Below are 21,688 nucleotides of genomic sequence, written 5' to 3' on the forward strand. Positions count from 1 at the left end.
CCCAGCTCAACCGGGCTGGGACTCGGGGTCCGTCATCGGTCGCGGACCACCTCGGCGAGGACGCGCCTGGCCGTGGTGATTCCGGTTTCGATGGCCCCGTCGACGACGACGCCGTTCCAGCCCTTCGCATAGTCGGCACCGGCGAAGTACATCGCCGTGTCGGTGTCGGCGAAGCGCGACCAGCCGTCGATGAACTGGCCGGACTTCAGCGTCGCCCACGTCTGCCCGCTCCACCGGTCGGCCACCCAGTCGTGGCCGTCGGCGGCGAGCACGACGATGTCGTCGCGCCACTGTCGCATGATCTCCTGCACCTGGTCCGTGTCCGTGAGGTCGATGGCGGTGTGGTCGTTGCCGAAGCCGACCATGATCGTCGTGCCGTCGTCGAGGAAGTACTCGCTCTTGATCATCGCCAGCGGACCGCCCTTCGGGGCCGTGGCGATGAACGAGTGGTGGCCGTCGATCTTGATCCAGATCTTCGATCCGACGCTGTTCGTCTTCTCGTCGGCGATCTCCTGCAGCGGGGCCGGCAGGGCGGGTGAGAACTCGATCGTGTTGATCGCCCCGATCGGGGTGGTGACGATGACGGCGTCGCCCTCGACGGTCGAACCGTCGGCAAGCGTGAGCCGGGCGCCGTTCTCATGCTCGACCTTCGTCACCGGCGTCGAGAGGTGGATGGGGCACGTGAGGTCGGCGGCGAGCGCCTCATAGAGTCCGCGCATGCCGTTCTTCAGCTTGAACTCGAGCGTCTGCTCGTCGAGGAGGTCGAGCCGGTGGTCCGACAGCGCGGCCCAGTGCTTGGCCATGAGCGGCGAGCCGGTCTCGAGCGGACCCTGATACGCCGCAGACCAGTAGGCGTCGCAGAGGTCGATCTCCTCCTGCGAGAAGTCCCCGTCGCGCAGGACGTCGAGGACGCCTCCCCCATCGGCGGCCCGGAACTGCTCGACCACCTCGGCGGGGCCGTCGTAGCGGTCGCTGAGGACGTAGAGCGGGTCGTGCGGGAAGGGGAAGAGCTCACGGGAGCCCTCGAAGATCTTCTTCTGCGGCCGGTCGAGGACCTCGTTCATCCGCTCCTTCGGGCCCTCGACGAGGTTGCCCTCGGTGATCCAGAACGCGCGGTCGTAGTCGGGGCTGGGGTGGATCTCCTGACCGTAGCGGGCGATCTCCGACCACACGAACGGCTGCATCCAGTGCACCCATGTGGCCCCGAGTTCGAGCGGCCGCCCGAGCCGCTCGTCGGTCCACGCGCGGCCGCCGATCCGGTCGCGGGCTTCGAAGATCTCCACCTCCACACCTGCGGTCTGCAGTTCGCGCGCTGCGATGAGGCCGGAGAAACCGGCACCGACGATGAGAATCTTCTTTGACATACCCGGGGCACTCCTTGTCTGCAGCCGACCGAGACGCCTGCCGTCATCTGGTGACCGGCACGTCCGCGCTCGGCGGATCGTCGGCAGCTGTCGCTGCCTGAGTCCATCCTCGCCGAGGCGAGGGCACCGGTCCTTGTGCGCGCGTGCACGATCCTTGGCTGAGCGTGCACGGTGGGACGGCGGACAGTGCCTGGTGGCCGGTGAGACGGTGGCCGGTGTCGGTGCTCGGTGGCTGGGCCCGGTGGCTGCGCCTGGTGCCGACGCGAGCCCTCAGTGCGGGGCGGCGAGGCCGGCGACGAGGGTGGAGAAGGCCGCGAGTTCCTCGGCGGGATCGGCCTCCCCGGTGGCGATGGCGATCGCGGCCTCCCGAATGGCGCCGACGAGGAGGGTGGCCACAGCCTCGGGCACGATGGCCTCCCGCAGCCGACCCGCGGCCTGGGCCTGGGCCAGGGTGTCGGCGATCATCGCCCGACTGGCCCCGGAGCCGATGCCGCGGGACTCCCCGGCAGAGATGAAGGCCGGTCCGGAGACGTTGTAGAAGTGGCCGCAGCCGGAGCTCGCGGCGAAGTCGAACATCGCCCGGGCGTGAGCAGTGAGCTCCTCGGTCCACACGCTCACCGCTGCGATCTCCGCGGTCGTGCGGGCGACGATCGTCCGCCCGATCTCCGCATACGCAGCGGAGACTAGCTCGGTGAGCCCGCCGGGGAAATGCGCGTAGACGGTTCCCCTCGACACTCCGGCCGCCGTCGCGATCCTCTCGATCGTCAGACGGTCGAAGCCCTGCGCGTCGATGACCGCGAGCACCCCGGCCACGAGGTCCTCGCGGGTCTGCGCCCGGCGCCGCTCCCGCAGACTGGGGGCGGCGTCACCGGTGTCGGTCGCACTGTTCACGCCTCGATCCTCTCACAGCGGACGGATCGTGACCGACCCCTGGATGGATTGCCAGTTCATGTTCTATACTCCGAGTATAACTTTGCAATCGGCCCGGGGGTCGCCGCAGCGCGACACCTGACAGAGCGACCGAAGGAGACAGCGATGTCGAGGACGGCCCAGCCCGAACCGCAGCGCACCACCGGCCCCGCAGCCGCGGACGCCGGCGATTCCGCGGCGACCGACGCCGATTCCGCGGCCGTCGCGGGGGCGGCGGAGCTCGCCGCGGAGTCCCTGGCCGCGTTCGGCCTGCCGGAGTCGACGGCACTGCGCCTGCTCAAGCACCGGGAGAACAGCGTCTTCGGACTCGAGCACGCGGGCACCTCCTACGTCCTGAGGGTCCACCGGCGGGGCTATCACAGCGATGCCGAGCTCGCGCGGGAACTCGAGTTCGTCGGCAGCCTCGCCGGTCGCGGCGTCCCGGTGCCGCGGTTCGTGCCGGTCTCCGATGCACGGAGCTTCGTCCACGTCGGTCACGGCCACCGCCTCGGCGTCCATCAGGTCGACCTCCAGCTCCACATCGCCAACGAGGGGAGCTTCGGTGACGAGCAGACGGCCTTCGACGGGACCGCTGCGCACGAACCGAAGGACTTCGACCGCCTCGGCGAGCTCATCGGAGACGTCCACGACGCCACCGTGGCCTCCGGGTTCGCCGTCGACGACGATCGCCCGTGCTGGGATGCCGAGGGACTCGTCGGGGAGTCCGCTCTGTGGGGCGCCCCGCTGCGGGTGCGCGAACTCCACGCGCCGGAGAACTCCGCGGCGCTGACCACGCTCACCGAGGCGATCGCCGACATCCGCACGGTCCTCGCCGACTACGGCGTCGGGCCGCAGCGGTTCGGACCGATCCACGCCGACCTCACCCCGGAGAACGTGCTGCGCACGAGCGCGGGTCTCGTCCTCATCGACTTCGACGACTTCGCCGCCGGCTGGCACCTCTTCGACCTCGCGACCGCCCTCTACTTCTTCACCCGCCATCCGCGGTCCGCGGAGTACCAGGCCGCGCTCTTCGCCGGCTACCAGCGCCGACGCCCGCTCGACGACGCGGATCTCGCGGCGTTCCCGGCCCTCCTCGTCGCTCGCGGGCTCACCTACCTCGGGTGGGCCGCCGATCGTCGCGGCGAGCCGGCAGCGGAGTTCCACGTCCACACCGTCCTCCCCCACCTCGTCGACCTCGCCGCCGCGTTCGTCGCCGACCGACGCTCCGGAGCCCACCGATGACCGACCTTCTCATCCGCCGTCACGCCACCCTGGGGCCCTATTCACCGCTGTTCTACGACGAACCGCTCGAGTTCGTCTCGGCCAAGGGGGTGTGGTTCACCGATGTCCACGGTCAGCGGTACCTCGACGGGTACAACAACGTCCCCCATGTCGGGCACGCCAACGATCGCGTCGTCGATGCGCTGTGTGAGCAGGCGCGCACGCTCAACGTCCACACGCGCTATCTCAACGCCCGCGTCGTCGACTACGCGGAGGCGCTGCTGGGGACCTTCGAGGATCGGCTCGAGCGGGTGTTCTTCGGCAATTCGGGGTCCGAGGCCAACGAGCTGGCCCTGCGGATCAGTCGCCAGCTGACCGGGGCGACGGGCCTCATCGTCTCCGATTTCAGCTACCACGGGACGACGATCGCGCTGGCGGAGATGACGACGGGATTGAAGACGCAGGAGGGCCTCGGCCCGCACGTGCGCACGCTGCGCATCCCCGACCTCGACACCGATGAGCGCAGCGCCGACGAGGTGCTCGCCGCCACGCTCGACGACCTCGACGCTGCGATCGCCTCGCTTCAGGAGGCCGGATTCGGGGTGTCCGCGTGTCTCTTCGACTGGCTGTTCTCGACCGAGGGAATGCCGCGTCTGCCCGAGGGGCTCGTGACCGGGATCGCCGACCGGGTGCGGGCCGCGGGCGGAATGGTCATCGCCGACGAGGTGCAGTCCGGGTTCGGGCGCACCGGCACCCACATGTGGGGGTATCAGCGGGTCGGTCTCGTCCCCGACCTCGTCACCCTGGGCAAGCCGATCGGCAACGGCCATCCGATGTCGGCCGTCATCACCACCGCCGAGGTGATGGATGCGTTCGGTCCCCGCAATGAGTTCTTCAACACCTTCGCCGGCAATCCCGTGTCCGCGGCCGTCGGGCAGGCCGTGCTCGAGGAGATGGCGGAGAAGGAGCTCATGGAGCGCGCCCGCGACCTCGGCACCGAGGCGAAGGTCCGGCTCGAGGAGTACGCCGACCGCTTCGACTTCATCCGCACCGCGCGGGGCGCGGGCATGTTCCTCGGCCTCGACTTCGCCGTCGATGGCACCCCCGCCCCCGACCTGACGAAGCAGGTCGTCGAGGCGATGAAGGCCAAGCACGTCGTCATCTCCCGGATCGGTCGGGACGACAACGTCCTCAAGGTCCGGCCGCCGCTCGCCTTCAGCGCAGCCGAGCTGCCCCTGCTCCTCGACGCCCTCGGGGAATCCCTCGATGAGGTCGAGGTGTGAGCGCCCCTCACCACGGGTTGGCCAGCTGCCACTGCTTCCGCCAATAGCTGTCGCCGACGTAGTGCGACTTCCCCGGCCGACAGCCGCGCAGACTCGCGTTCGCGCCGAGCCACGCACGCACGGTCGGAGCCGCCTCGTCCATCCGCTCTGCCCAGTCGTCGAGGACGAGGAGCAGCGTCGCCCCGTCGTCGGCGGTGAGCAGACACGAATAGCGCGGCAGTCCGGACGTGTTCTGCGAATGCGTGTAGGCGACGGCGTCGCACCCGGTCGTGAGGGAGAAGCGGATGTACTCCCCCGACACCGCTGAGCACAGCGCCTTGAAGTCCTGGTAGTCAGTGAGCCACTCCGGCACCCGATATTCGTTCATGCGTTCTATTATGCGCTCAGGGACTGACATCGGCCAGAGCGCTTCCGACCGCGCCCGGCGACCGGGTGCCGGCGGGCGACAGATGGCGGACGACGGCCGGGAAATCCGCCGCATTCGGCGGTTGTCGCCCCCGGGCTCGTCCGTGGATCGTGGAGAGTGAGACCGTCACCGAACACGAAGAGAGGCACTGATGAAGACTGCGCGACTCCACGGACGCGAAGATCTGCGCATCGAGGACATCCCCGAACCGACCGTCGGCCCCGGACAGGTCAAGCTCCGCAACGCCTACGTCGGGGTGTGCGGCAGCGACGTCCACCTCTACCTCAACCCCGAGGCCTCTCCGATCGACCTCTTCTCCCCGCACCCGGTCACCGGCGCCCACCTACCCCAGCCGATGGGCCATGAGTTCTCCGGGACCGTCGTCGAGGTGGGTCCCGACGTCGAGGGCATCGCCGTCGGCGATCGCGGGGCGGTGTTCCCCATCGCCTACAGTTGCGGGGAATGCGTCGCGTGCCGGCGCGGCGCACCGACGAGCTGCCGCCTCATGGCCTCGCTCGGGGCCAACGCCGACGGCGGCGGCATGGCCGAGTACGTCACCGTCTCCGCCTCGCAGTTCCACCGCGTGCCCGAGTCCGTCGACCTGCAGACGGCGGCGCTCGTCGAACCGATGGCCGTGGCGTGGCACGGTGCCGCCCGGAGTCGGGCCGGTGCCGACGACGTCGTCCTCATCGCCGGGGCCGGACCGATCGGGATCGGGGCGTGGTACGCCTTCCGCGCGCGTGGGGTGAGGGACGTGCTCGTCTCCGAGCCGAGCCCCGAGCGTCGGCAGAAGATCGCCGCCCTCGGGGCCACCGTCATCGACCCGACGACGGAGGACCTCCACGCCATCGTCGCCGACCGCACCGACGGCGACGGAGTCGATGTCTTCTACGACGCCGCCGGTGTTCCCGCAGCACTGGCGACCGGACTGGCCGAACTCGCCCCGGGCGGCCGCGTCGTCCTCCAGTCGCCGCACGAGCACGGGTTCGAGATCCAGCCGAGCGCATTGATGATGGGCGAGACCGAACTCATCGGCGCCGTCGGCTACACCGCCGAGGAGTTCGACGAGGTCATCGCGCGCATGGAGGCAGGCGACTACGACACGACCGGCTGGGTCGAGGAGATGGCCCTCGACGACGTCGTCACCGCGATCGACACCCTGCGCTCGGGCGCGGGCACGAAGATCACTCTCCGGGTGGGTGACGCCTAATCCTGACTCACGCGTTGTCACTCAGGCGAGGTCCGTGACCTCGCCGAGCAGCGGCTCCTTCCCGCTCTTCGCCGCCTCGACGAGCAGCGCATGATCGGCGGTGACCACCTCGGCGTACTTCTCCGCCCATGCGGCCACGGCGGTCGCGAACGAATCCGAGGTCCCGAGGTACCCGTCGACGAGGCGGGCCTGCGGGGACTGGGAATGCGCGCGGGCGAGCACCTCACCGCACAGCCGGGAGTAGCCGTCGAACTGGGTCGCATCGAGTTCGGCGAGGTCGTAGCTGCCCTTCATGTCGCGGAACTGCCGCCAGTAGTAGTCGCGTCCCCCGTACGTCGTCCAGCCGAGGAACGGATCGGAGACGGACTGGAGCACGAGCTGCGAGCGGACGACGCGTTCCCCCTCCGATGACAGCCGCCGCCCCTCCGGGTGGGAGGAGAACTTCGGCAGACCGCCGAACGCCGAGACCACGGATTCCTGGGCCTCCTTGACCTGGAGCAGCAGCGACTCGCCGTCGGGGCCGGTGAGGAGGACGAGGAAGCAGCGGGTGCCGACGCTGCCCACGCCCACGACCCTGAGCACCGAATCGGCCACCCCGTACTGCCTGAGCAGCACGGCCACATCGGTGCGCGCCGTCTGCCGGTACTCCGCGAAGATCCCGGCGACGTCGATGCCCTGTTCGTCGAAGTGCCTCGTCAGCGGGGGTTGGTCGACGATCCGCAGACCCGAGGACGACGTCTCCGTCGCGAACTTCTGCAGCGCCTTCTCACCGGTGCGGCTGCGGGCCTTCTTCATCGCCTTCGTCGTCGCCTTGCGATGCCCCTTGCCGCTGATCGCCTTGAGCATCGTGTCCGAATCGACGATCGCGTAGAAGCGGTCGAGCGCGGTCACCGCCATGAGCGCAGCCAGCCGGTCCTGGTATCCCCGCACCGCCGCGAAGGCCGCCGATCGCCCGACGTCATCACCGAGCCCGTGGACCTGAGCACTGAGGAACGCCGAGGCGGCGAGGCGCTTGACGTCCCATTCGAACGGGGCGAACTCCGCCTCGTCGAAATCGTTGAGATCGAAGACGAGGGAGCGCTCCCGGGACGCGAAGAAGCCGAAGTTCCCGACATGCGCGTCGGCGCTCGAGAGCACGACGGGACCGGTCGTCGTCCCGGCGGCGAGATCGATGGCCATCTGCGCTGCCGCCCCGCGATAGTAGCTGAACGGCGATTCGGCGAGCCGCTGGGTGCGGATGCCGAGGAGTTCGGGCAGCCGCGACTCGTTCTGCCGGCAGATCACCCCGACCGGGTCGCGGTCGGCGGGCAGCAGCAGCTCGGCATGGCGTGAGCGCGGGGTGTCCTTGCGCAGGGCTCGGCCGTCGGACTGGTCCATCTCATCACCCTCGCTCTCACCGCCTCGGCCCGTCGCCGATGCGTCCCCTCATCGTAGTGCGGGAGAACGGATTGCCGAGGCGGCGAATCCGCCTATTCAGCGCCTTTCTCAGGCGATGCGCTCGGGGTGGGAGTAGACGTTGAAGCGGCCCTTGCGGTTGAAGCCGATGACGGTGACACCGCTCGTCTTCCCGAAGTCGACGGCGAGCGCCGAGGGGGCACTGACGGCCGACATCATCGGAATGCCCGCCATCGCGGACTTCTGGACGAGTTCGAACGACGCCCGGGCCGAGACCTGGAGAACGGTGCGCGAGAGCGGCAGTCCGCGCTCAGCCATCGCCCAGCCGATGACCTTGTCGACGGCGTTGTGCCGGCCGACGTCCTCCCGGATGACGAGGAGTTCGGGTTCGGCCCCGGGATCGTCACCGACGGCGAAGAGCGCGGCGGCGTGGACTCCCCCGGTCTTGTCGAAGACCGCCTGTCCGGCGCGCAGCCGGTCAGGCAGCTCACCGACGCGGGCAGGGGTGAGCAGCGGAGGGAAGACGATCTCCCCGTCCTCGTCGAGACGCGGGGCGTCGATCCCGCCGAGGCCGTCGGCGGGCACGAGCGGATATGCCGACTCCTTCGTCACCGCGTCGATCGCGGCCGTGCCGCAGATCCCGCAGGAGGACGAGGTGTAGACCGACCGTGCAGGCGCCGTGGCGGCATCCCAGACCCCGGGTCGCAGGCGCACCCCGGCGACGTTGTAGTTCCGGGAGCCGTCGGGGGCGAGCCCTGTTGAGAAGTCGATCTCGGCGATGTCGTCCATCGACTCGACGATGCCCTCGGAGAGCAGGTAGCCGGAGACGAGTTCGACGTCGTTGCCCGGGGTGCGCATCGTCACGGAGAACTGCTCGCCGTTGAGGTTGACCTCGAGCGGCTCCTCCCCGGCGAGCGAGTCCGGTCCGGCTTTGATCTCACCGGTCGCGTCGAAGCGGTGGACGCGGGCGCGGACGGCCTTGCGCTGCTGCACGGCTCAGACCCGCGGACCGTGGTCGGTCGTGTCCTCGACCGAGGTCTGGATGTGTTCGAGGAGGTCGTCGATGACGGTGATGCCGTCCCTGACCCCGCCCTTCGAGCCGGGGAGGTTGATGACAAAGCTGCGTCCGCGCACCCCGGCCACGCCGCGGCTCATCACTGCCGACGACGTCGATTCGAGGCCCTTGCGCCACATCGCGTAGATGAGCCCCGGCGACTGCCGCTCGAGGAGTTCGGCGGTGAACTCGGGAGTTCGGTCATCGGGCGCGAGACCGGTGCCGCCGCTGGTGACGATGATGCGCGGCCGCTTGTCCTCAGGCGTGTCGATGAGGAGGCCTCGCAGGGTCTGCCCGACGGGTTCGCCGTCGCGGACGACGATCGCGTCGGGACAGTCGTAGCCGCGTCCGCGCAGCCACTCGACGAGGAGCGGGCCGGTCGTATCCGGTGCCTCTCCCCTGGCCGCCGAGGTGGAGGCGATGATGACAGCGGCAGAGCGTCCCGCGCCGAGGCGGTCGGTCGTGGTCTCGCTCGTCGTCATTGCGCGTCTCCTCACTGGTCCATCGCTGGGGTCGCCACCATTCTTCCACGCCGCCCTGCCGTGCGCGCGTGCCCCGGTCGCCCTCGACCTGCCGCGCGCCCGTCCCTCCGGCGACAGGCCGGCATGATGGTCAGTAGAGTGAGAGTGAGTCGCCGCGGCAGCCGAGGCCCGGTGTGTCGAACGAGGAGCCGCGATGGACGACCTGACGCTGAGCACGCTCACCTGGCTGCGCATGGTGCGCTTCGTCCAGAACAGCAATCAGCTCTCCAACGACCACCTCAAGCAGTTCGATCTCACGGTCGGACAGTTCGAGGCGCTCGCGAACATCCGCGCCTATCAGCCGATCACCCAGTCCGACCTCGCCGAGCGGCTCACGGTCAGCGGCGGCGGGATCTCCCGGATGCTCACCCGCCTCGAACGCGACGGCCTGATCGCCCGCCGTCAGGACTGGAAGACGAAGTACATCTCGCTCACCGACAAGGGACGAGCCCTGCTCGAAGAGGCCTTCCCCAGCCAGCTCGCCCTCCAGTCCTCGATGTTCGACGACGCCCTGAGCGAATCCGAGCGCATCGAGCTCCACGCGCTGATGAAGAAGCTCTACGAGCGCAGCGCCGCACGCCGCAGCGCACTGCCTGGGACCAACGGGGAATAATCCTCCGGACTCCTCAGTTGACATGACAAACGAGAACGTCATCGTCACCCAAGGAGACACCGTGCCCGAGTCCCAGAACCTCATGAAGGAGCTGAACTTCGACCCCAGCCAGGGCCTGCAGTTCGGCATGTACACCCTCGGCGACCACCTGCCGAACCCCGCCGACGGCTCACGCGTGAGCGCCGGCGAGCGCATCCGCGAGTTCGTCGCCTACGCCAAGGCCGCGGAGGAGGCCGGCTTCGACTTCTTCAGCGTCGGCGAGAGCCACCAGGAGTACTTCGCCTCGCAGGCCCACGCCGTCATCCTCGGCGCGATCGCCCAGGCGACGTCGTCGATCCGCGTCGGCAGCACCTCGACGATCCTCTCGACCTCGGACCCGGTCCGCGTGTTCGAGAACTTCGCGACGATCGACCATCTCTCCGGCGGCCGTGCCGAACTCGTCGCCGGCCGTGCCTCACGGGTCGGCCTCTTCGAGCTCCTCGGCTACGATCTGCGCGACTACGAGGAGCTCTTCGAGGAGAAGTTCGACCTTCTCCTCGAGATCGCCCGCGAGGAGTCGCTGACGTGGAACGGGCAGTATCGCGCCCCGCTCACCGATGCCGCGGTCATCCCCCGCCCCGCGCAGGAGACGTTCCCGATCTGGCGAGCCGTCGGCGGTGCGCCGACGAGCGCGATCAAGGCCGGACTCGCGGGCGTCCCCATGGTCATGGCCCACCTCGGCGGGACCACCTCGGTGTTCAAGACGACCGTCGACGCCTACCGCGAAGGCGCCCGCCATGCCGGATACGACCCGGCGACCATGCCGATCGCCACGGCCGGGTTCCTCTACACGGCACCGTCGTCGCAGGATGCCCTCAAGGAGCTCTACCCGCACGTCAACGAGGGGATGCGCCGGGTCAACGGGCAGGGCATGCCCAAGCAGCTCTTCGCCCAGAGCGTCGACCCGCGCAGCATCGTCAACATCGGCAGCCCCCAGGAGATCATCGAGAAGATCCTCCACCAGCACGAGGTCTTCGGCCACCAGCGCTTCCTCGGCCAGATCGACTTCGGCGGGATCCCGTTCGACCGGGTGATGAAGCAGATCGAGACGATCGGCTCGGAGATCATCCCCGCCGTGAAGAAGTACACCGCGCAGCCGACCGCCGCCGATTCCGACGGCTCCGACGCCCCTGCCGAGGCGGCCTCGGGTGACGGCGAGACCGCGGGCACGAAGAGTGAGGAGCTCGTCTGATGAGAATCGTCGTCCTCTCCGGCTCGAACGTCGGGACGAAGACCCGCACGGTCATGGAGTACGTCGCGCAGGCGGTGATGAGCTTCGACCCGGACGTCGAGGTCACGCTCATCGACCTCGCCGAGGCGGACATGGTCTTCAGCGACGGCCGGAACTTCACGGAGTACTCCGGGGACACCGGGCGGATCACCCGGACGCTCATGGACGCCGATGCGATCATCATCGGCACCCCGATCTTCCAGGCCTCGATCCCGGCGACGCTGAAGAACGTCTTCGATCTGCTGCCGACGAACGCCTTCCGCGACAAGGTCGTGGGCATGGTTGCGACCGCCGGTTCGGCGAAGCACTTCCTCATTCCCGCCCAGCAGCTCACCCCGATCCTCACGTACATGAAGGCGCAGGTCGTCCAGCCCTACGTGTTCGTCGAGGAGAAGGATCTCCACCGCAATCAGATCGTCAGCAGCGACATCACCCAGCGCCTCGACCGCCTCGTCGAGGACACCATCGTGCTCACCCGCACGTACACCGCGATCCGCGAGGAGAGGGAAGCCGCCTACGGCTTCTGAGCCGGCCACGCCGCCAGGTGCATTGCGACAATGAGGCTGGTTCGTCAAGCGAATCCCGGAGAGCAGAATCCGCTCTCCGGGATTCGCCGCATCTGCCCGCATCAATGCTGGTGAGAGCCGAGATTCACGGAGGTTTGCCGAAGTCCGCCCAGGGTCCTGCCAAGCTCCGTGAATAGGGTTCTGGTTGTCATTTCAACTCACCTGGAGGACAACATGTACGCCACCACCGGACTGCCGACACTTGCCCGCGACGTCATTGCCCTCATTGCCCGCATCGGGCTCGGAGTCATCCTCATGGCCCACGGCTGGCAGAAGTTCAGCGAATGGACCATCGCCGGAACAACCGATTCGTTCTCGCAGATGGGAGTGCCCCTCCCCGAGGTGGCCGCCCCGTTCGCGACCTTCGTCGAACTCATCGGCGGCGCCCTGCTCATCCTCGGCGCCTTCACTCCGATCGTCGCCGTGCTCATCGCCGCGAACCTCCTCGGAGCCCTCGTCATCGTCCACTTCATCCCCGCCCCGTTCGTCAGCGAGGGCGGTTGGGAGCTCGTCGCCGCACTGTCCGCCGGAGCGCTCCTCATCGCCGCGATGGGACCCGGCCGCTTCAGCGTCGACCGCTTCCTCTTCACCGGTTCGAAGAAGTCGAAGTCGGCATCGCGTGCTGCCCGCACCAGCGGTGCGCACTCGGTCGCGACGGCCTGACGTGTCGTGACGGCCTGACTGAGAGCAGCTCCGAGGGCCGCTCGTCCCCACTGGGGCGAGCGGCTCTCGTCGCATTCCCCGGAAGGGGCAGCCTTTGTCGCATCCCCAGCTCACCCTCCTCCGGTCGGACCACCTCGGCGCCGATGCCCCTCCTCTGCCAAACGGCGCGATCTTCGCTAGACTGGAGGTGACGCGGCGATCGGGACGACCCGGTCGCTGTCCTACGCGATGAGGACGGCCTCGTAGAACTGGATCAGACCGTCATGAATGCCGCACTCCGCAGCATCATCACCCCCGCAGCCGTCATCCGGCTCATCCTCGGCTGGGGCGCTGTCGTCGCCCTCGCCGTCTTCGGCTCCTCCCTCGAGGCTCCTGCCCCGGCGCCGCTGCTCATCACCGCGCTCGTCGTCATCATCGGCGTCATCCTGCTCTGCGCCTTCGGAGTCGTCCACGAAGCCGAGCATCTGGCGCACCGCCTCGGCGATCCCTACGGTTCGCTCGTCCTCACCCTCTCGATCGTCCTCATCGAGGTCATCCTCATCGCAGCGGTCCTCCTCGGTCCAGGCGACCATGCGACGATCGCCCGCGACTCCGTCATGGCCGTGGCGATGATCATCCTCGGCGCCGTCGTCGGCATCTGCCTGCTCGTCGGCGGCCTGCGGCACGGGGACATGGAGCACAACCGCACGGGCACCTCGGCGTACCTCAGCCTCCTCGTCGTCCTCTCCGCGCTCGCATTCGGCCTGCCCGCCGTCATCGGCGAGGACGGCAGCTATCTGCCGTGGCAGGAGATCCCGATCATCGTGCTGACGATCGCGATCTACGTCTTCTTCCTCGTCCGCCAGATGGGTGCGCAGGCCGATGACTTCCGCGAGGTCGACCCGCGCCTCGTGCGCTCAGGCGCGGCGCAGGTCGAGACGGCGGAGGCCGACGCCTCAGCGGGCTCAGGGCGCGCCGGCACAGCGCAAGCTGGCACCGTTCACACCGGCCCGGCGGAGGCCACCGCACGGCCCGGCGTCCTCGAGATCATCGCGACCCACCGCGTCGAGATCGTCGCTCGCCTCACCCTCCTCGTCATCACCGTCCTGCCCATCGTCCTCCTCTCCCATGACATGGCCGCGCTGCTCGATGACGGGCTCAGCCGCCTCGGCGCCCCGACCGCCCTGTCGGGCATCGTCATCGCGATGATCGTCTTCCTGCCCGAGACGATCACCGCCATCCGCGCCGCCTGGCAGGGTGAGGTGCAGCGGGTGAGCAACCTCTGCCACGGTGCGCTCGTGTCGACCGTCGGACTGACCATCCCCGTCGTCCTCGTCATCGGCCTCCTCACCGGCCAGCAGATCGTCCTCGCCGAGGGTCCGGCGAACCTCCTCCTGCTCGGCGTCATCATCCTCCTGTCGGTGGCGACATTCGCCGCCAGGAGGGTCACCGCCGTCCACGGGGCGGCGCTGCTCATCGTCTTCGCCGCCTACGGGATCAGCGTGTTCTCGTAAGCGACCTCGCCGAGGCGGCGGGTCCCTCGCGGCCCGACGACGCAGTCTGTCCCAGCCCATCCGCAAAATCGCCGACCCGTCGCCGTGACCGGCCGATCCGTGGCAGGCTGAAGACACCTCGTGCGGTGCGACCCCACCGCCGATCGAGGGAGAGAGGAGGAGTGAAGATGCGCCACGACGCCGAGCGCTCGGTCACGCACGCCTTCCTCGAGGCTCCCGTGCCCGCACATTGGCAGGTCGTCGTCAGGCAGCTGAACGCCAGTCCGTTCACGCGCCTGAACAGGGACGACATCCTCGTCGAGGCAACCGGCCTCCTCCTCGTCGCACCGTCGGCGGAGGTGGTCGCCGCCTGCCTCGGCAGCCTCCTCGACGCACTCGAACAGGTGCCCTCCGGATTCGTCACGGTCCGCACCGCCGAGGAGGTCGTTGCCGCCGACGTCCCCGCGGGGGCGTGGGTCCTCCTCCCCCATCGTGCGGACGGATGGGTTGAAGCCGAGACCGCCTCGGCGCAGCTCCACAGAGAGTTCGTCGCGGAGAACACTGCGCGGACCCGCGCCGGCAGCGCAGGTGACGACACTTCCGACGAATCCCCGCGCACCCCGAGCATCACCGTCATCGAGTACGGGATCAACCTGTGGTTCTGGGCCGAACCGCCGTCGTCCGGGGGCGATCCCGTCTGCCACGCTGGGGAGCTCATCAGCTGGGAGAGCGCGTGGACGCTCAGCGACGCCGCGACCACCGCAGCGGTGCGGCCGCCGATCCTCTTCGGGCTGCCGCCGGTGCTGCGCCGACGGCGAACAGCCGGCTGAGCTCGCGGTTCACCGGGCAGCCGCGACGGTCACCGCAGGGTCGATCCTCTCGTCACCGCGGACCGTGCGTGCCCACGACCGACCTGACCTCCTCGACGAAGGCGAGCGCGGCCGGGCTCGGATTGAAATCACTCCACGCGAGGTATTCGGTGCGAGTCGGACCGCTGGTGACCGCCACCGTCGTCAGGCCCCGTCCCGCAGGCACCACCGCCGGGGGCAGGAGCGCGATCGCGAGGTCCGCGCTGACGAGATCGAGGATCATCTCTGCGGTCATCACCTCGAACGCGACGGTGCGCGCCAGCCCGGCGGCGGCGAACGCCCGGTCGGTCTGCTCCCGACCGGGACTGCCGACGGGGAAATCGACGTAGGTCTCGTTCGCGATGTCGGCGAGACTGAGGCGACGTCGTCCGCCGAGGCAGTGCCCGGGACCGAGGACGGCGACGTGACGTTCCTCGGCGAGGACGAGATGGTCCGTTCCCGCAGGGCTCACCGTGGCCGGCAGTCCGAGCACGGCGGCGTCGAGCTCGCCGGCGCGAATCTCCGCGATGAAGCGTCGGCTGTCTCCGGCTCGCATCGTGATCCGCACATGGGGATGTCTGGCGTGCAGTGCGGCGAGCACGGCCGAGAGGTCGAGGGCGGTGACCGTGGGAATGACGCCGATCGACAGCGTCCCGCGGATCTCACCGGCCGCTGCCGCAGCGACGGCCCCGGCCCGATCGGCGGCCTCGAGGGCGGCGCGGGCGGCGGGAATGAACGCGGCACCGGCATCGGTGAGGTCGACGCGCCGGCTCGTGCGCGCGAAGAGCGTGACGCCGAGTTCACGTTCGAGGACTTTGATCTGATGGCTGAGCGCCGACTGGACGACGTGACACCGCGCGGCGGCTCGCGTGAAGTTCCGCTCCTCGGCGACGGCGATCGCATAGCGCATCTGCTGAAGCTCCATGCATTTATCGTCGTACACGATCGCTGAGATGAAAAGCATGTGTTGGACTCATTGCTGATTCGGGCGGACTCTGGAGACATGACTTCGACGATCTCACCTCCGCATCCCTCGCCCACCCGGTCCCGCCTCGGCGCGACTCTCGCCACCGCTCTCGCTCCTGCCGTCTGGGGCACGACCTACCTCGTCACGACGGCTTTCCTGCCCGCCGACCATCCGCTGTTCGCCGCGCTCATGCGCTCCCTGCCGGCGGGCCTCATCGGCCTGCTCATCGCCCGTCGGCTGCCGCAGGGTTCGTGGTGGTGGAAGGCGCTGGTCCTCGGGACCCTCAACATCGGCGTCTTCTTCCCGCTCCTCTTCGTCGCCGCCGGTCGCCTGCCGGGCGGAGTCGCGGCAACCTTGGGGGCCACGCAGCCGATCCTCGTCACAGTCCTCGCCGTCGTCATCCTCGGCGAACGGCTCTCACGGTGGCGACTGGCGTGGGGCATCGTCGGCGTCATCGGTGTCGGCATGGTCGTCCTCGGGCCCGGGGCCGGCTTCGACCCCATCGGTCTCCTCGCCGGCATCGGCGGGGCGGCGTCGATGGGCGTCGGTGTCGTCCTCGTCAAGCGCTGGGGCCGCCCGCCGGGGTTGAGTGCGGTCGGCTTCGCCGGTTGGCAGCTGACCGCGGGCGGGCTCGTCCTCCTCGTTCCCACACTGGCCGTCGAGGGCGTGCCGGAGCGCATCGATGCGGCGGGAGTCGCCGGCTATCTCTGGCTCGGCATCGTCGGCGGCATCCTCGCCTACACCCTGTGGTTCCGCGGGTTGGGCCGCCTGCCAGTGACCGCGACGGCCCTCCTCGGGCTGCTCTCACCGCTCGTGGCAGCGGGCCTCGGCGCGCTCTTCGCCGGTGAACGCCTCACCCTGCTCCAGATCGCCGGCTTCGGTCTCGCGCTGGCCGCGCTGGCCTGCGGACAGCTCGCCCCACCTCGGCGGGGACAGCCCACGTGACGACGGACCGCCTCGGCGATGACGATCTGAAGCCCCTTGACTCACGGTCGTAGGCTGAGGATATGGAGTTCAGGTATCTCGGAAACAGCGGATTGAAGATCTCGGAGATCACGTACGGCAATTGGCTCACCCACGGTTCGCAGGTCGAGAACGACATCGCGACGAAGAGCGTCCATGCCGCCCTCGACGCCGGCATCTCGACGTTCGACACCGCCGACGTCTACGCCAACACCGCCGCCGAACAGGTCCTCGGCGACGCGCTGGCCGGGCAGCGACGGGAGTCGGTCGAGATCTTCACGAAGGTCTACTTCCCGACCGGCCCGAAGGGGCACAACGACACCGGACTGTCGCGCAAGCACATCATGGAGTCGATCAACGGGTCGCTCACCCGCCTGGGCACCGACTACGTCGACCTCTACCAGGCGCACCGCTACGACTACGAGACGCCGCTCGAGGAGACGATGCAGGCCTTCGCCGACATCGTCCGGGCCGGCAAGGCGCTCTACATCGGTGTGAGCGAATGGAACGCCGACCAGCTGCGCGCCGGTCACTACCTCGCCCGGGACCTCGGCATCCAGCTGATCTCGAACCAGCCGCAGTACAACATGCTGTGGCGGGTCATCGAACCGCAGGTGGTGCCGACGTCGAAGGAGCTCGGCATCTCGCAGATCGTCTGGTCGCCGATCGCCCAGGGTGTCCTCACCGGCAAGTACAAGGTCGGTCAGCCGGCCCCTGCCGGGTCGCGCGCCACTGATGACAAGGGCGGGGCGGACATGATCTCCCGCTACCTCAATGATGAGACGCTCACGGCGGTCGCGAAGCTCGAGCCGATCGCCGCCGACCTCGACCTGACGATGGCCCAGCTGGCGATCGCGTGGGTGCTCGCCAATGACAACGTCGCCACCGCTCTCGTCGGGGCGTCGCGTCCCGAGCAGATCGCCTCGAATGTCGCCGCAGCCGGGGTCAAGCTCGACGCCGAGGTGCTCGATCGCATCGATGAGGCGCTCGGTGATCTCCCGGAGACGGATCCCGCGAAGACGAAGTCCCCGGAGACCCGCATCGTCTGACGCGCATCTCGGGTCGCGCCGGCGGGTCCCGGGCAGGAAGCGGAGCGATCACTCCCGACAGGCAGTGGCTCGAGCGCCTGGCGCTGGGTGGCTCGAGCGATCCGGCGCGGGGTGGACGCTCCGGCGCGTATCCCCCGAGGTGGATCTGCTAATCCCCCGAGGTGGATCCGAGCTGAAGATCAGCGGATTGTCGAGCTCGATCCACCTCGGAGAGCCGAGTCGGCAGGATCAGCGCGGAGCGTTCATGCGGTGGAGCAGCGGATTGGGCTGTCGTCGGTGTGGATCGTCAGACGGGCCCGTTGCCGCCGCGCCGCACCGAATCTAGGGCACGGTTCTCGTGCGCGCCGGTGTCTCGGCCGGTGCGAAGATGAGGGGCGACGCCAATGCAGTGAGGATGCCGGCGGGCAGGCTGAGACTGGCCAGTGAAAGCACATACTCCCAGACCGCGATCGGCGGGGGCCGGACGAAGCTGCCCGAGGCCAGGCTGACGAGCATCACTGGGGTCAGAGCCGCGGCGAATCCGAGAACGAAGCAGAAGACCACCGCGCTCAGACGACCATGCAGCCGTGGCGCCGTCCTCCGAACGACGAAACTGCACGGAATGCCCATGACCACGCCCAATCCGATGCCGATGCCAAGGGCCCACCGTGTGGCGACGAGGAAGCCGTCCACAGGCCCGATCGACATACCGTCCCCCGTGACTATCTGCGGAACCAGCAGGAGGAGCACCATGGTGACCACCCCACCGAGTCCGCCGATTCCCCCAGCGAGAACGACGAATCGCCAGACTGTTCCCCATTTGCCGAGCACCATGCATCCAACCTAACTGATCACCGTCAGGGACGCCGGTGGTCGTGGCGTGCGGCCATGAAGGCGCGCTTGAGGTTGGTCGAGGGCGCGTGGTCGCCGCGATGCTGTGGCTGATCAACGCTCGCCACTGGCGACGGTCTACTTGTAGAAGCCCTCGCGGAGGTTGATGCCGTATTCGACCCATGCCTTGAGCGCGGCGAGCATGCCGGTCCAGCCCATCGAGTTGCCGAAGGCGCCCTCAGCTCCGCCGACCGTCGTCTTCCACGCCTTCTCCGTGATCGTCACGAGCGTGCGGGTTCCATTGTCGACCGGCGCGAACTCGAAGGTCGTCGTCGTCTTCGGGGTCGTCGTGTGCTCCGAGCCCTCCCACGCGATGACGATCTTCTCATCGGGGATGGTCTCGATGACATCGACCGGGAAGCGCCCAGGGAAGTCAGCGAAGTCCCAGGTCACCTCGGCGCCGGGGTCGAGTCGACCGCGGGCGCCGCCGGTCGTGAAGTACTTCGAGAGCTGCTCGGGGTCGGCCACCGCCTCATAGGTCTCATGGGGCGTCTTCGAGATGTAGCCGGTGACCGTGAAGGAGAGCTCCTCCAGCGGGGCCTGCTTGTCGTTCTGCTCATCATTCATGTGATATTTTTACCACATGTCTGAGGAGAAGGGAACAGGTTCGCGCCGAGGCGACCGCGCGGAAAGCGGATCCGCCGACTCTCGCGACGACGCGGTGTTCAAGGCGCTGGCGAATCCGACCCGGCGTCGCATCCTCGACCTCCTCCGCGCCGAACCGCGGACGACCGGCGCCGTCGCCGCCGAGTTTCCCGACCTCGATCGCACGACGGTCCTCCAGCACATCCGTGTGCTCGAACACGCCGAGTTGCTCACCGGTCGCAGGGTCGGCCGGACCCGGGTGCTCGCCCTGGCTCCGTTGCCGATCAAGCGGATCCACGACCGGTGGATCGGCGACTATGCTCATGCCGCCGTCGAACTCCTCGCCTCCCTCGACACCGAGGCTGAGTGACCCGGCCACTGCGCGCACTCATCTTGGCCAGTCTCGGAGTCTGCGCCGGGTCCAGGGTGAAATCCGCGGTCTGCTCCCTCTAGTCCCGGCCACCCGATGTGCCGGCTCGCCGCGCGGCGACGATCCATGACACGAGTCCCGCGAGCAGGAGGATCCCGGCGCACAGCAGGAAGGTCACGGTGTCGCCGAGGTAGGTGAACCCCACCCCGCCGATGACCCCGGCGATGCCGAGGCCGATGTCGAAGCTCATGTTCCACGCGACGCTCGCCCGCGCCGGAGTGCTCACGGCGGTGAACGCCATGACGAGGCTCGCCGACTGGAGGGTGCCCAGCCCCAGCCCGACCACCGCCATCGCCAGCCCGAGGACGACTCCCCCGCCGGTGATCGCCGTGACGATGAAGCCGCAGGCGGCCAGGCCGACACCGGCGAGGTTGAGCCCGAGCGGCGAGCGCGCATCGGCGACGGCTCCGGCGGCGAAGCGCCCGATGACGGAGAACACCTGCATGATCCCGATGTAGATCGCCGGAGTGGCGATCCCCTCCCCTGGACCGAAGCCGACGATGAGTCCGAAGGTGACCATGCCGATGAGGAACGGCGCGAGCATGGTGAGCAGAGGAAGGATCTCGCCGAGGCGGTGCCGGCCCTGCGAGGACACCTCGCGGCCGGCATCAGGGCCCGAACCCCGGGCACCGACGTCGGCGCCCGACCCCCGGGCACCAGCGTCATGGCCTGAAGCCTGAGCATCAGCGTCAACGGCGCGGTGTGTGCCCGGCAGCCCGTCGCGCTCGGCGCCGGGCGGCGGGACCGGCACACGCCCGGGCAGGAAGCGGATGATCGTCGGTGCGGCGAGCAGCAGGGTTCCGCACGCGATGAGGCGGAACGACCACACGGGGACGACGCCGATGAGCCACAGGCCGAACGGCGCACCGAGGGCCGCCGCGAGCGAGGTGATGCCGCCGAAGATGCCGAGCGCCTTCCCCAACCGGCGCGGTGCCACCGTCCCCGGGACCGCGGCGTTGGCGAGGACGACGAAGAGGCCGAACCCCATGCCGCCGAACACCCCGGCGAGGACGAGGCTGAGCAGCGGCTGCGTCACGATGAGGCCGCACACCTGCCCGAGCACCTGGAGTCCGAGGGCGACGAGCAGGGCCGAGCGCAGGCCGAGCCGCGCGCCCAGCCACGGGGCGAAGGGCTGGACGGCGATGACGCCGATCATCATCGTCGTCAGCACCGCGCCGCCGGTCACGGTCGCGAGCCCGCCGATCGCCCCGATCGAGACCATCGTCGAATAGCTGAGGAAGAACCCGGAGAAGCCGAACATCGCCGACCACACGAGCCCGAGCAGGGCCGGGGTCAGAGTGCGACGATCATCCATACTCGCACGTTACGTCATCGCATCGCCGAGGCGGCTGCGGATCTCGCAATCGACCATGTCCGTGCGCTCCCCAACCGCAGGTCTCCGCTGGTCGGACGTGCCGTCTCCCATGGAGAGAGCTGTCATCTGGTGTTCCTCGACGTTCTGTAGAATCGCGGCATGACCTCGTCGCAGCTTCCCGACAGCCCGTCCTCCGGCCTCATCGACACGGCTTTCGTCCTCCGCTACGAGCCCCTGTACGAACTCACCGAGCTCGAGGCTGAGATCTTCGATTCGATCGCCCCGAAGGTCGTGCGCCGCGAGGGCTACAAGCGCAAGAACTTCCTCAAGGTCGTCGAGTGGAAGGCCGTCGCGGTGTTGCCGATGGCCGAGAAGCTCTCCGGCGACGACATCGACTACGTCACCGCCGTCGCCCTCGACGATGACACCCCGAACCATCTGCGCCTGCCCTTCCTCAAGGTCCTGCCGGGAGTCGGCAACCCTCTGGCCAGTGCCCTGCTCACGGTCTTCGATCCGAAGAAGTACGCGATCCTCGACGCCCGCGCCGTCGGCGTCCTCCACGACCATGGGCTGCTCGAATCCGCCAACCCGTCGCATGTCGACTACACCGCCTACCGGAAGCTCGTGAAGTCCCTGGCCAAGGGCGCGAACTGCGCACCCCTCGACCTCTACCGCGCCCTCGTCGCGTACTCCCGCCAGCCGCAGGGCTGAGCG

23 protein-coding genes are annotated in these 21,688 nt (G+C 68.8%); 13 read left to right on the plus strand and 10 right to left on the minus strand.

What is annotated here, in order from left to right:
- Positions 1–32: 32 nt before the first annotated feature.
- Both ACFQ91_RS00820 and ACFQ91_RS00825 read right to left on the minus strand, forming a co-directional pair.
- Positions 33–1,364: an NAD(P)/FAD-dependent oxidoreductase gene (locus ACFQ91_RS00820; RefSeq protein ID WP_198499503.1), complete on the minus strand. Its 1,332-nt coding sequence runs from the start codon at positions 1,362–1,364 to the stop codon at positions 33–35.
- Between the two features lie 270 nt (positions 1,365–1,634).
- The gene (locus ACFQ91_RS00825; RefSeq protein ID WP_198499504.1) at positions 1,635–2,255 is read right to left on the minus strand and encodes a TetR/AcrR family transcriptional regulator; all 621 of its coding nucleotides are present in this window, start codon (positions 2,253–2,255) and stop codon (positions 1,635–1,637) included.
- Between the two features lie 144 nt (positions 2,256–2,399).
- On the opposite strand from ACFQ91_RS00825, the gene ACFQ91_RS00830 reads away from it, so the two are divergent.
- Entirely contained in the window at positions 2,400–3,515 is a 1,116-nt protein-coding gene (locus ACFQ91_RS00830; RefSeq protein WP_198499505.1) for a phosphotransferase enzyme family protein, read from the plus strand.
- A complete protein-coding gene (locus ACFQ91_RS00835; RefSeq protein WP_198499506.1) occupies positions 3,512–4,777 on the plus strand; it encodes an aspartate aminotransferase family protein in 1,266 nt (421 codons plus the stop codon). Before ACFQ91_RS00830 ends, ACFQ91_RS00835 begins: the two co-directional genes overlap by 4 nt.
- Positions 4,778–4,784: 7 nt before the next feature.
- Here ACFQ91_RS00835 and ACFQ91_RS00840 read toward each other — a convergent pair whose 3' ends face one another.
- Positions 4,785–5,144 carry a hypothetical protein gene (locus ACFQ91_RS00840; protein ID WP_198499507.1) on the minus strand — a complete coding sequence of 120 codons (360 nt, stop codon included), beginning with the start codon at positions 5,142–5,144 and terminating at the stop codon, positions 4,785–4,787.
- A gap of 190 nt (positions 5,145–5,334) precedes the next feature.
- Here ACFQ91_RS00840 and ACFQ91_RS00845 point away from each other — a divergent pair, with 190 nt between their 5' ends.
- Positions 5,335–6,393 (plus strand): alcohol dehydrogenase catalytic domain-containing protein, encoded by a 1,059-nt coding sequence (locus tag ACFQ91_RS00845; RefSeq protein ID WP_198499508.1) that lies wholly within the window; start codon positions 5,335–5,337, stop codon positions 6,391–6,393.
- A gap of 21 nt (positions 6,394–6,414) precedes the next feature.
- Here the strand turns inward: ACFQ91_RS00845 and ACFQ91_RS00850 are convergent, their stop codons facing one another.
- From ACFQ91_RS00850 to ACFQ91_RS00860, 3 genes are all read right to left on the minus strand, one after another.
- A complete protein-coding gene (locus ACFQ91_RS00850) occupies positions 6,415–7,770 on the minus strand; it encodes a DUF2252 domain-containing protein (protein WP_198499509.1) in 1,356 nt (451 codons plus the stop codon).
- A 108-nt stretch (positions 7,771–7,878) separates the two neighbouring features.
- Entirely contained in the window at positions 7,879–8,781 is a 903-nt protein-coding gene (fdhD, locus tag ACFQ91_RS00855) for a formate dehydrogenase accessory sulfurtransferase FdhD (RefSeq protein WP_198499510.1), read from the minus strand.
- A gap of 3 nt (positions 8,782–8,784) precedes the next feature.
- Positions 8,785–9,324, minus strand: a complete 540-nt coding sequence (locus tag ACFQ91_RS00860) for a MogA/MoaB family molybdenum cofactor biosynthesis protein (RefSeq protein ID WP_198499511.1) — start codon at positions 9,322–9,324, stop codon at positions 8,785–8,787.
- Positions 9,325–9,517: 193 nt separating this feature from the next.
- On the opposite strand from ACFQ91_RS00860, the gene ACFQ91_RS00865 reads away from it, so the two are divergent.
- From ACFQ91_RS00865 to ACFQ91_RS00890, 6 genes are all read left to right on the plus strand, one after another.
- Positions 9,518–9,976 carry a MarR family winged helix-turn-helix transcriptional regulator gene (locus ACFQ91_RS00865; RefSeq protein WP_198499512.1) on the plus strand — a complete coding sequence of 153 codons (459 nt, stop codon included), beginning with the start codon at positions 9,518–9,520 and terminating at the stop codon, positions 9,974–9,976.
- A 22-nt stretch (positions 9,977–9,998) separates the two neighbouring features.
- Entirely contained in the window at positions 9,999–11,207 is a 1,209-nt protein-coding gene (locus ACFQ91_RS00870) for an LLM class flavin-dependent oxidoreductase (RefSeq protein ID WP_232623678.1), read from the plus strand.
- Positions 11,207–11,773: an NADPH-dependent FMN reductase gene (locus tag ACFQ91_RS00875; protein WP_198499513.1), complete on the plus strand. Its 567-nt coding sequence runs from the start codon at positions 11,207–11,209 to the stop codon at positions 11,771–11,773. Before ACFQ91_RS00870 ends, ACFQ91_RS00875 begins: the two co-directional genes overlap by 1 nt.
- 213 nt (positions 11,774–11,986) lie before the next feature.
- Positions 11,987–12,475 carry a DoxX family protein gene (locus tag ACFQ91_RS00880; protein WP_198499514.1) on the plus strand — a complete coding sequence of 163 codons (489 nt, stop codon included), beginning with the start codon at positions 11,987–11,989 and terminating at the stop codon, positions 12,473–12,475.
- Positions 12,476–12,738: 263 nt separating this feature from the next.
- Positions 12,739–13,968: a calcium:proton antiporter gene (locus ACFQ91_RS00885; RefSeq protein WP_198499515.1), complete on the plus strand. Its 1,230-nt coding sequence runs from the start codon at positions 12,739–12,741 to the stop codon at positions 13,966–13,968.
- 167 nt (positions 13,969–14,135) lie between these two features.
- On the plus strand, positions 14,136–14,777 hold the full coding sequence (locus ACFQ91_RS00890; protein ID WP_198499516.1) for a hypothetical protein: 642 nt from the start codon (positions 14,136–14,138) through the stop codon (positions 14,775–14,777).
- 52 nt (positions 14,778–14,829) lie between these two features.
- On the opposite strand, the gene ACFQ91_RS00895 is transcribed toward ACFQ91_RS00890, so the two are convergent.
- Positions 14,830–15,759, minus strand: a complete 930-nt coding sequence (locus tag ACFQ91_RS00895) for a LysR family transcriptional regulator (protein ID WP_232623679.1) — start codon at positions 15,757–15,759, stop codon at positions 14,830–14,832.
- 39 nt (positions 15,760–15,798) lie between these two features.
- Between ACFQ91_RS00895 and ACFQ91_RS00900 the strand changes: the two genes are divergently transcribed.
- Together ACFQ91_RS00900 and ACFQ91_RS00905 are read left to right on the plus strand one after the other, a co-directional pair.
- The gene (locus ACFQ91_RS00900) at positions 15,799–16,707 is read left to right on the plus strand and encodes an EamA family transporter (protein WP_198499517.1); all 909 of its coding nucleotides are present in this window, start codon (positions 15,799–15,801) and stop codon (positions 16,705–16,707) included.
- A 62-nt stretch (positions 16,708–16,769) separates the two neighbouring features.
- Positions 16,770–17,774, plus strand: a complete 1,005-nt coding sequence (locus ACFQ91_RS00905) for an aldo/keto reductase family protein (RefSeq protein WP_198499518.1) — start codon at positions 16,770–16,772, stop codon at positions 17,772–17,774.
- A 321-nt stretch (positions 17,775–18,095) separates the two neighbouring features.
- On the opposite strand, the gene ACFQ91_RS00910 is transcribed toward ACFQ91_RS00905, so the two are convergent.
- Entirely contained in the window at positions 18,096–18,587 is a 492-nt protein-coding gene (locus tag ACFQ91_RS00910) for a hypothetical protein (protein ID WP_198499519.1), read from the minus strand.
- Between the two features lie 135 nt (positions 18,588–18,722).
- The gene (locus tag ACFQ91_RS00915; protein WP_198499520.1) at positions 18,723–19,211 is read right to left on the minus strand and encodes an SRPBCC domain-containing protein; all 489 of its coding nucleotides are present in this window, start codon (positions 19,209–19,211) and stop codon (positions 18,723–18,725) included.
- A gap of 16 nt (positions 19,212–19,227) precedes the next feature.
- Between ACFQ91_RS00915 and ACFQ91_RS00920 the strand changes: the two genes are divergently transcribed.
- Entirely contained in the window at positions 19,228–19,599 is a 372-nt protein-coding gene (locus tag ACFQ91_RS00920) for a helix-turn-helix transcriptional regulator (RefSeq protein WP_198499521.1), read from the plus strand.
- A gap of 79 nt (positions 19,600–19,678) precedes the next feature.
- On the opposite strand, the gene ACFQ91_RS00925 is transcribed toward ACFQ91_RS00920, so the two are convergent.
- Positions 19,679–20,974, minus strand: coding sequence for an MFS transporter (locus ACFQ91_RS00925; RefSeq protein ID WP_211978839.1), 1,296 nt, complete (start codon positions 20,972–20,974; stop codon positions 19,679–19,681).
- A gap of 159 nt (positions 20,975–21,133) precedes the next feature.
- On the opposite strand from ACFQ91_RS00925, the gene ACFQ91_RS00930 reads away from it, so the two are divergent.
- Positions 21,134–21,685, plus strand: a complete 552-nt coding sequence (locus tag ACFQ91_RS00930; protein ID WP_198499523.1) for a hypothetical protein — start codon at positions 21,134–21,136, stop codon at positions 21,683–21,685.
- Positions 21,686–21,688 lie beyond the last annotated feature (3 nt).

This window comes from Brevibacterium sp. NPDC056726, from assembly GCF_042790515.1.
Taxonomy (GTDB): Bacteria; Actinomycetota; Actinomycetes; order Actinomycetales; family Brevibacteriaceae; genus Brevibacterium; species Brevibacterium sanguinis.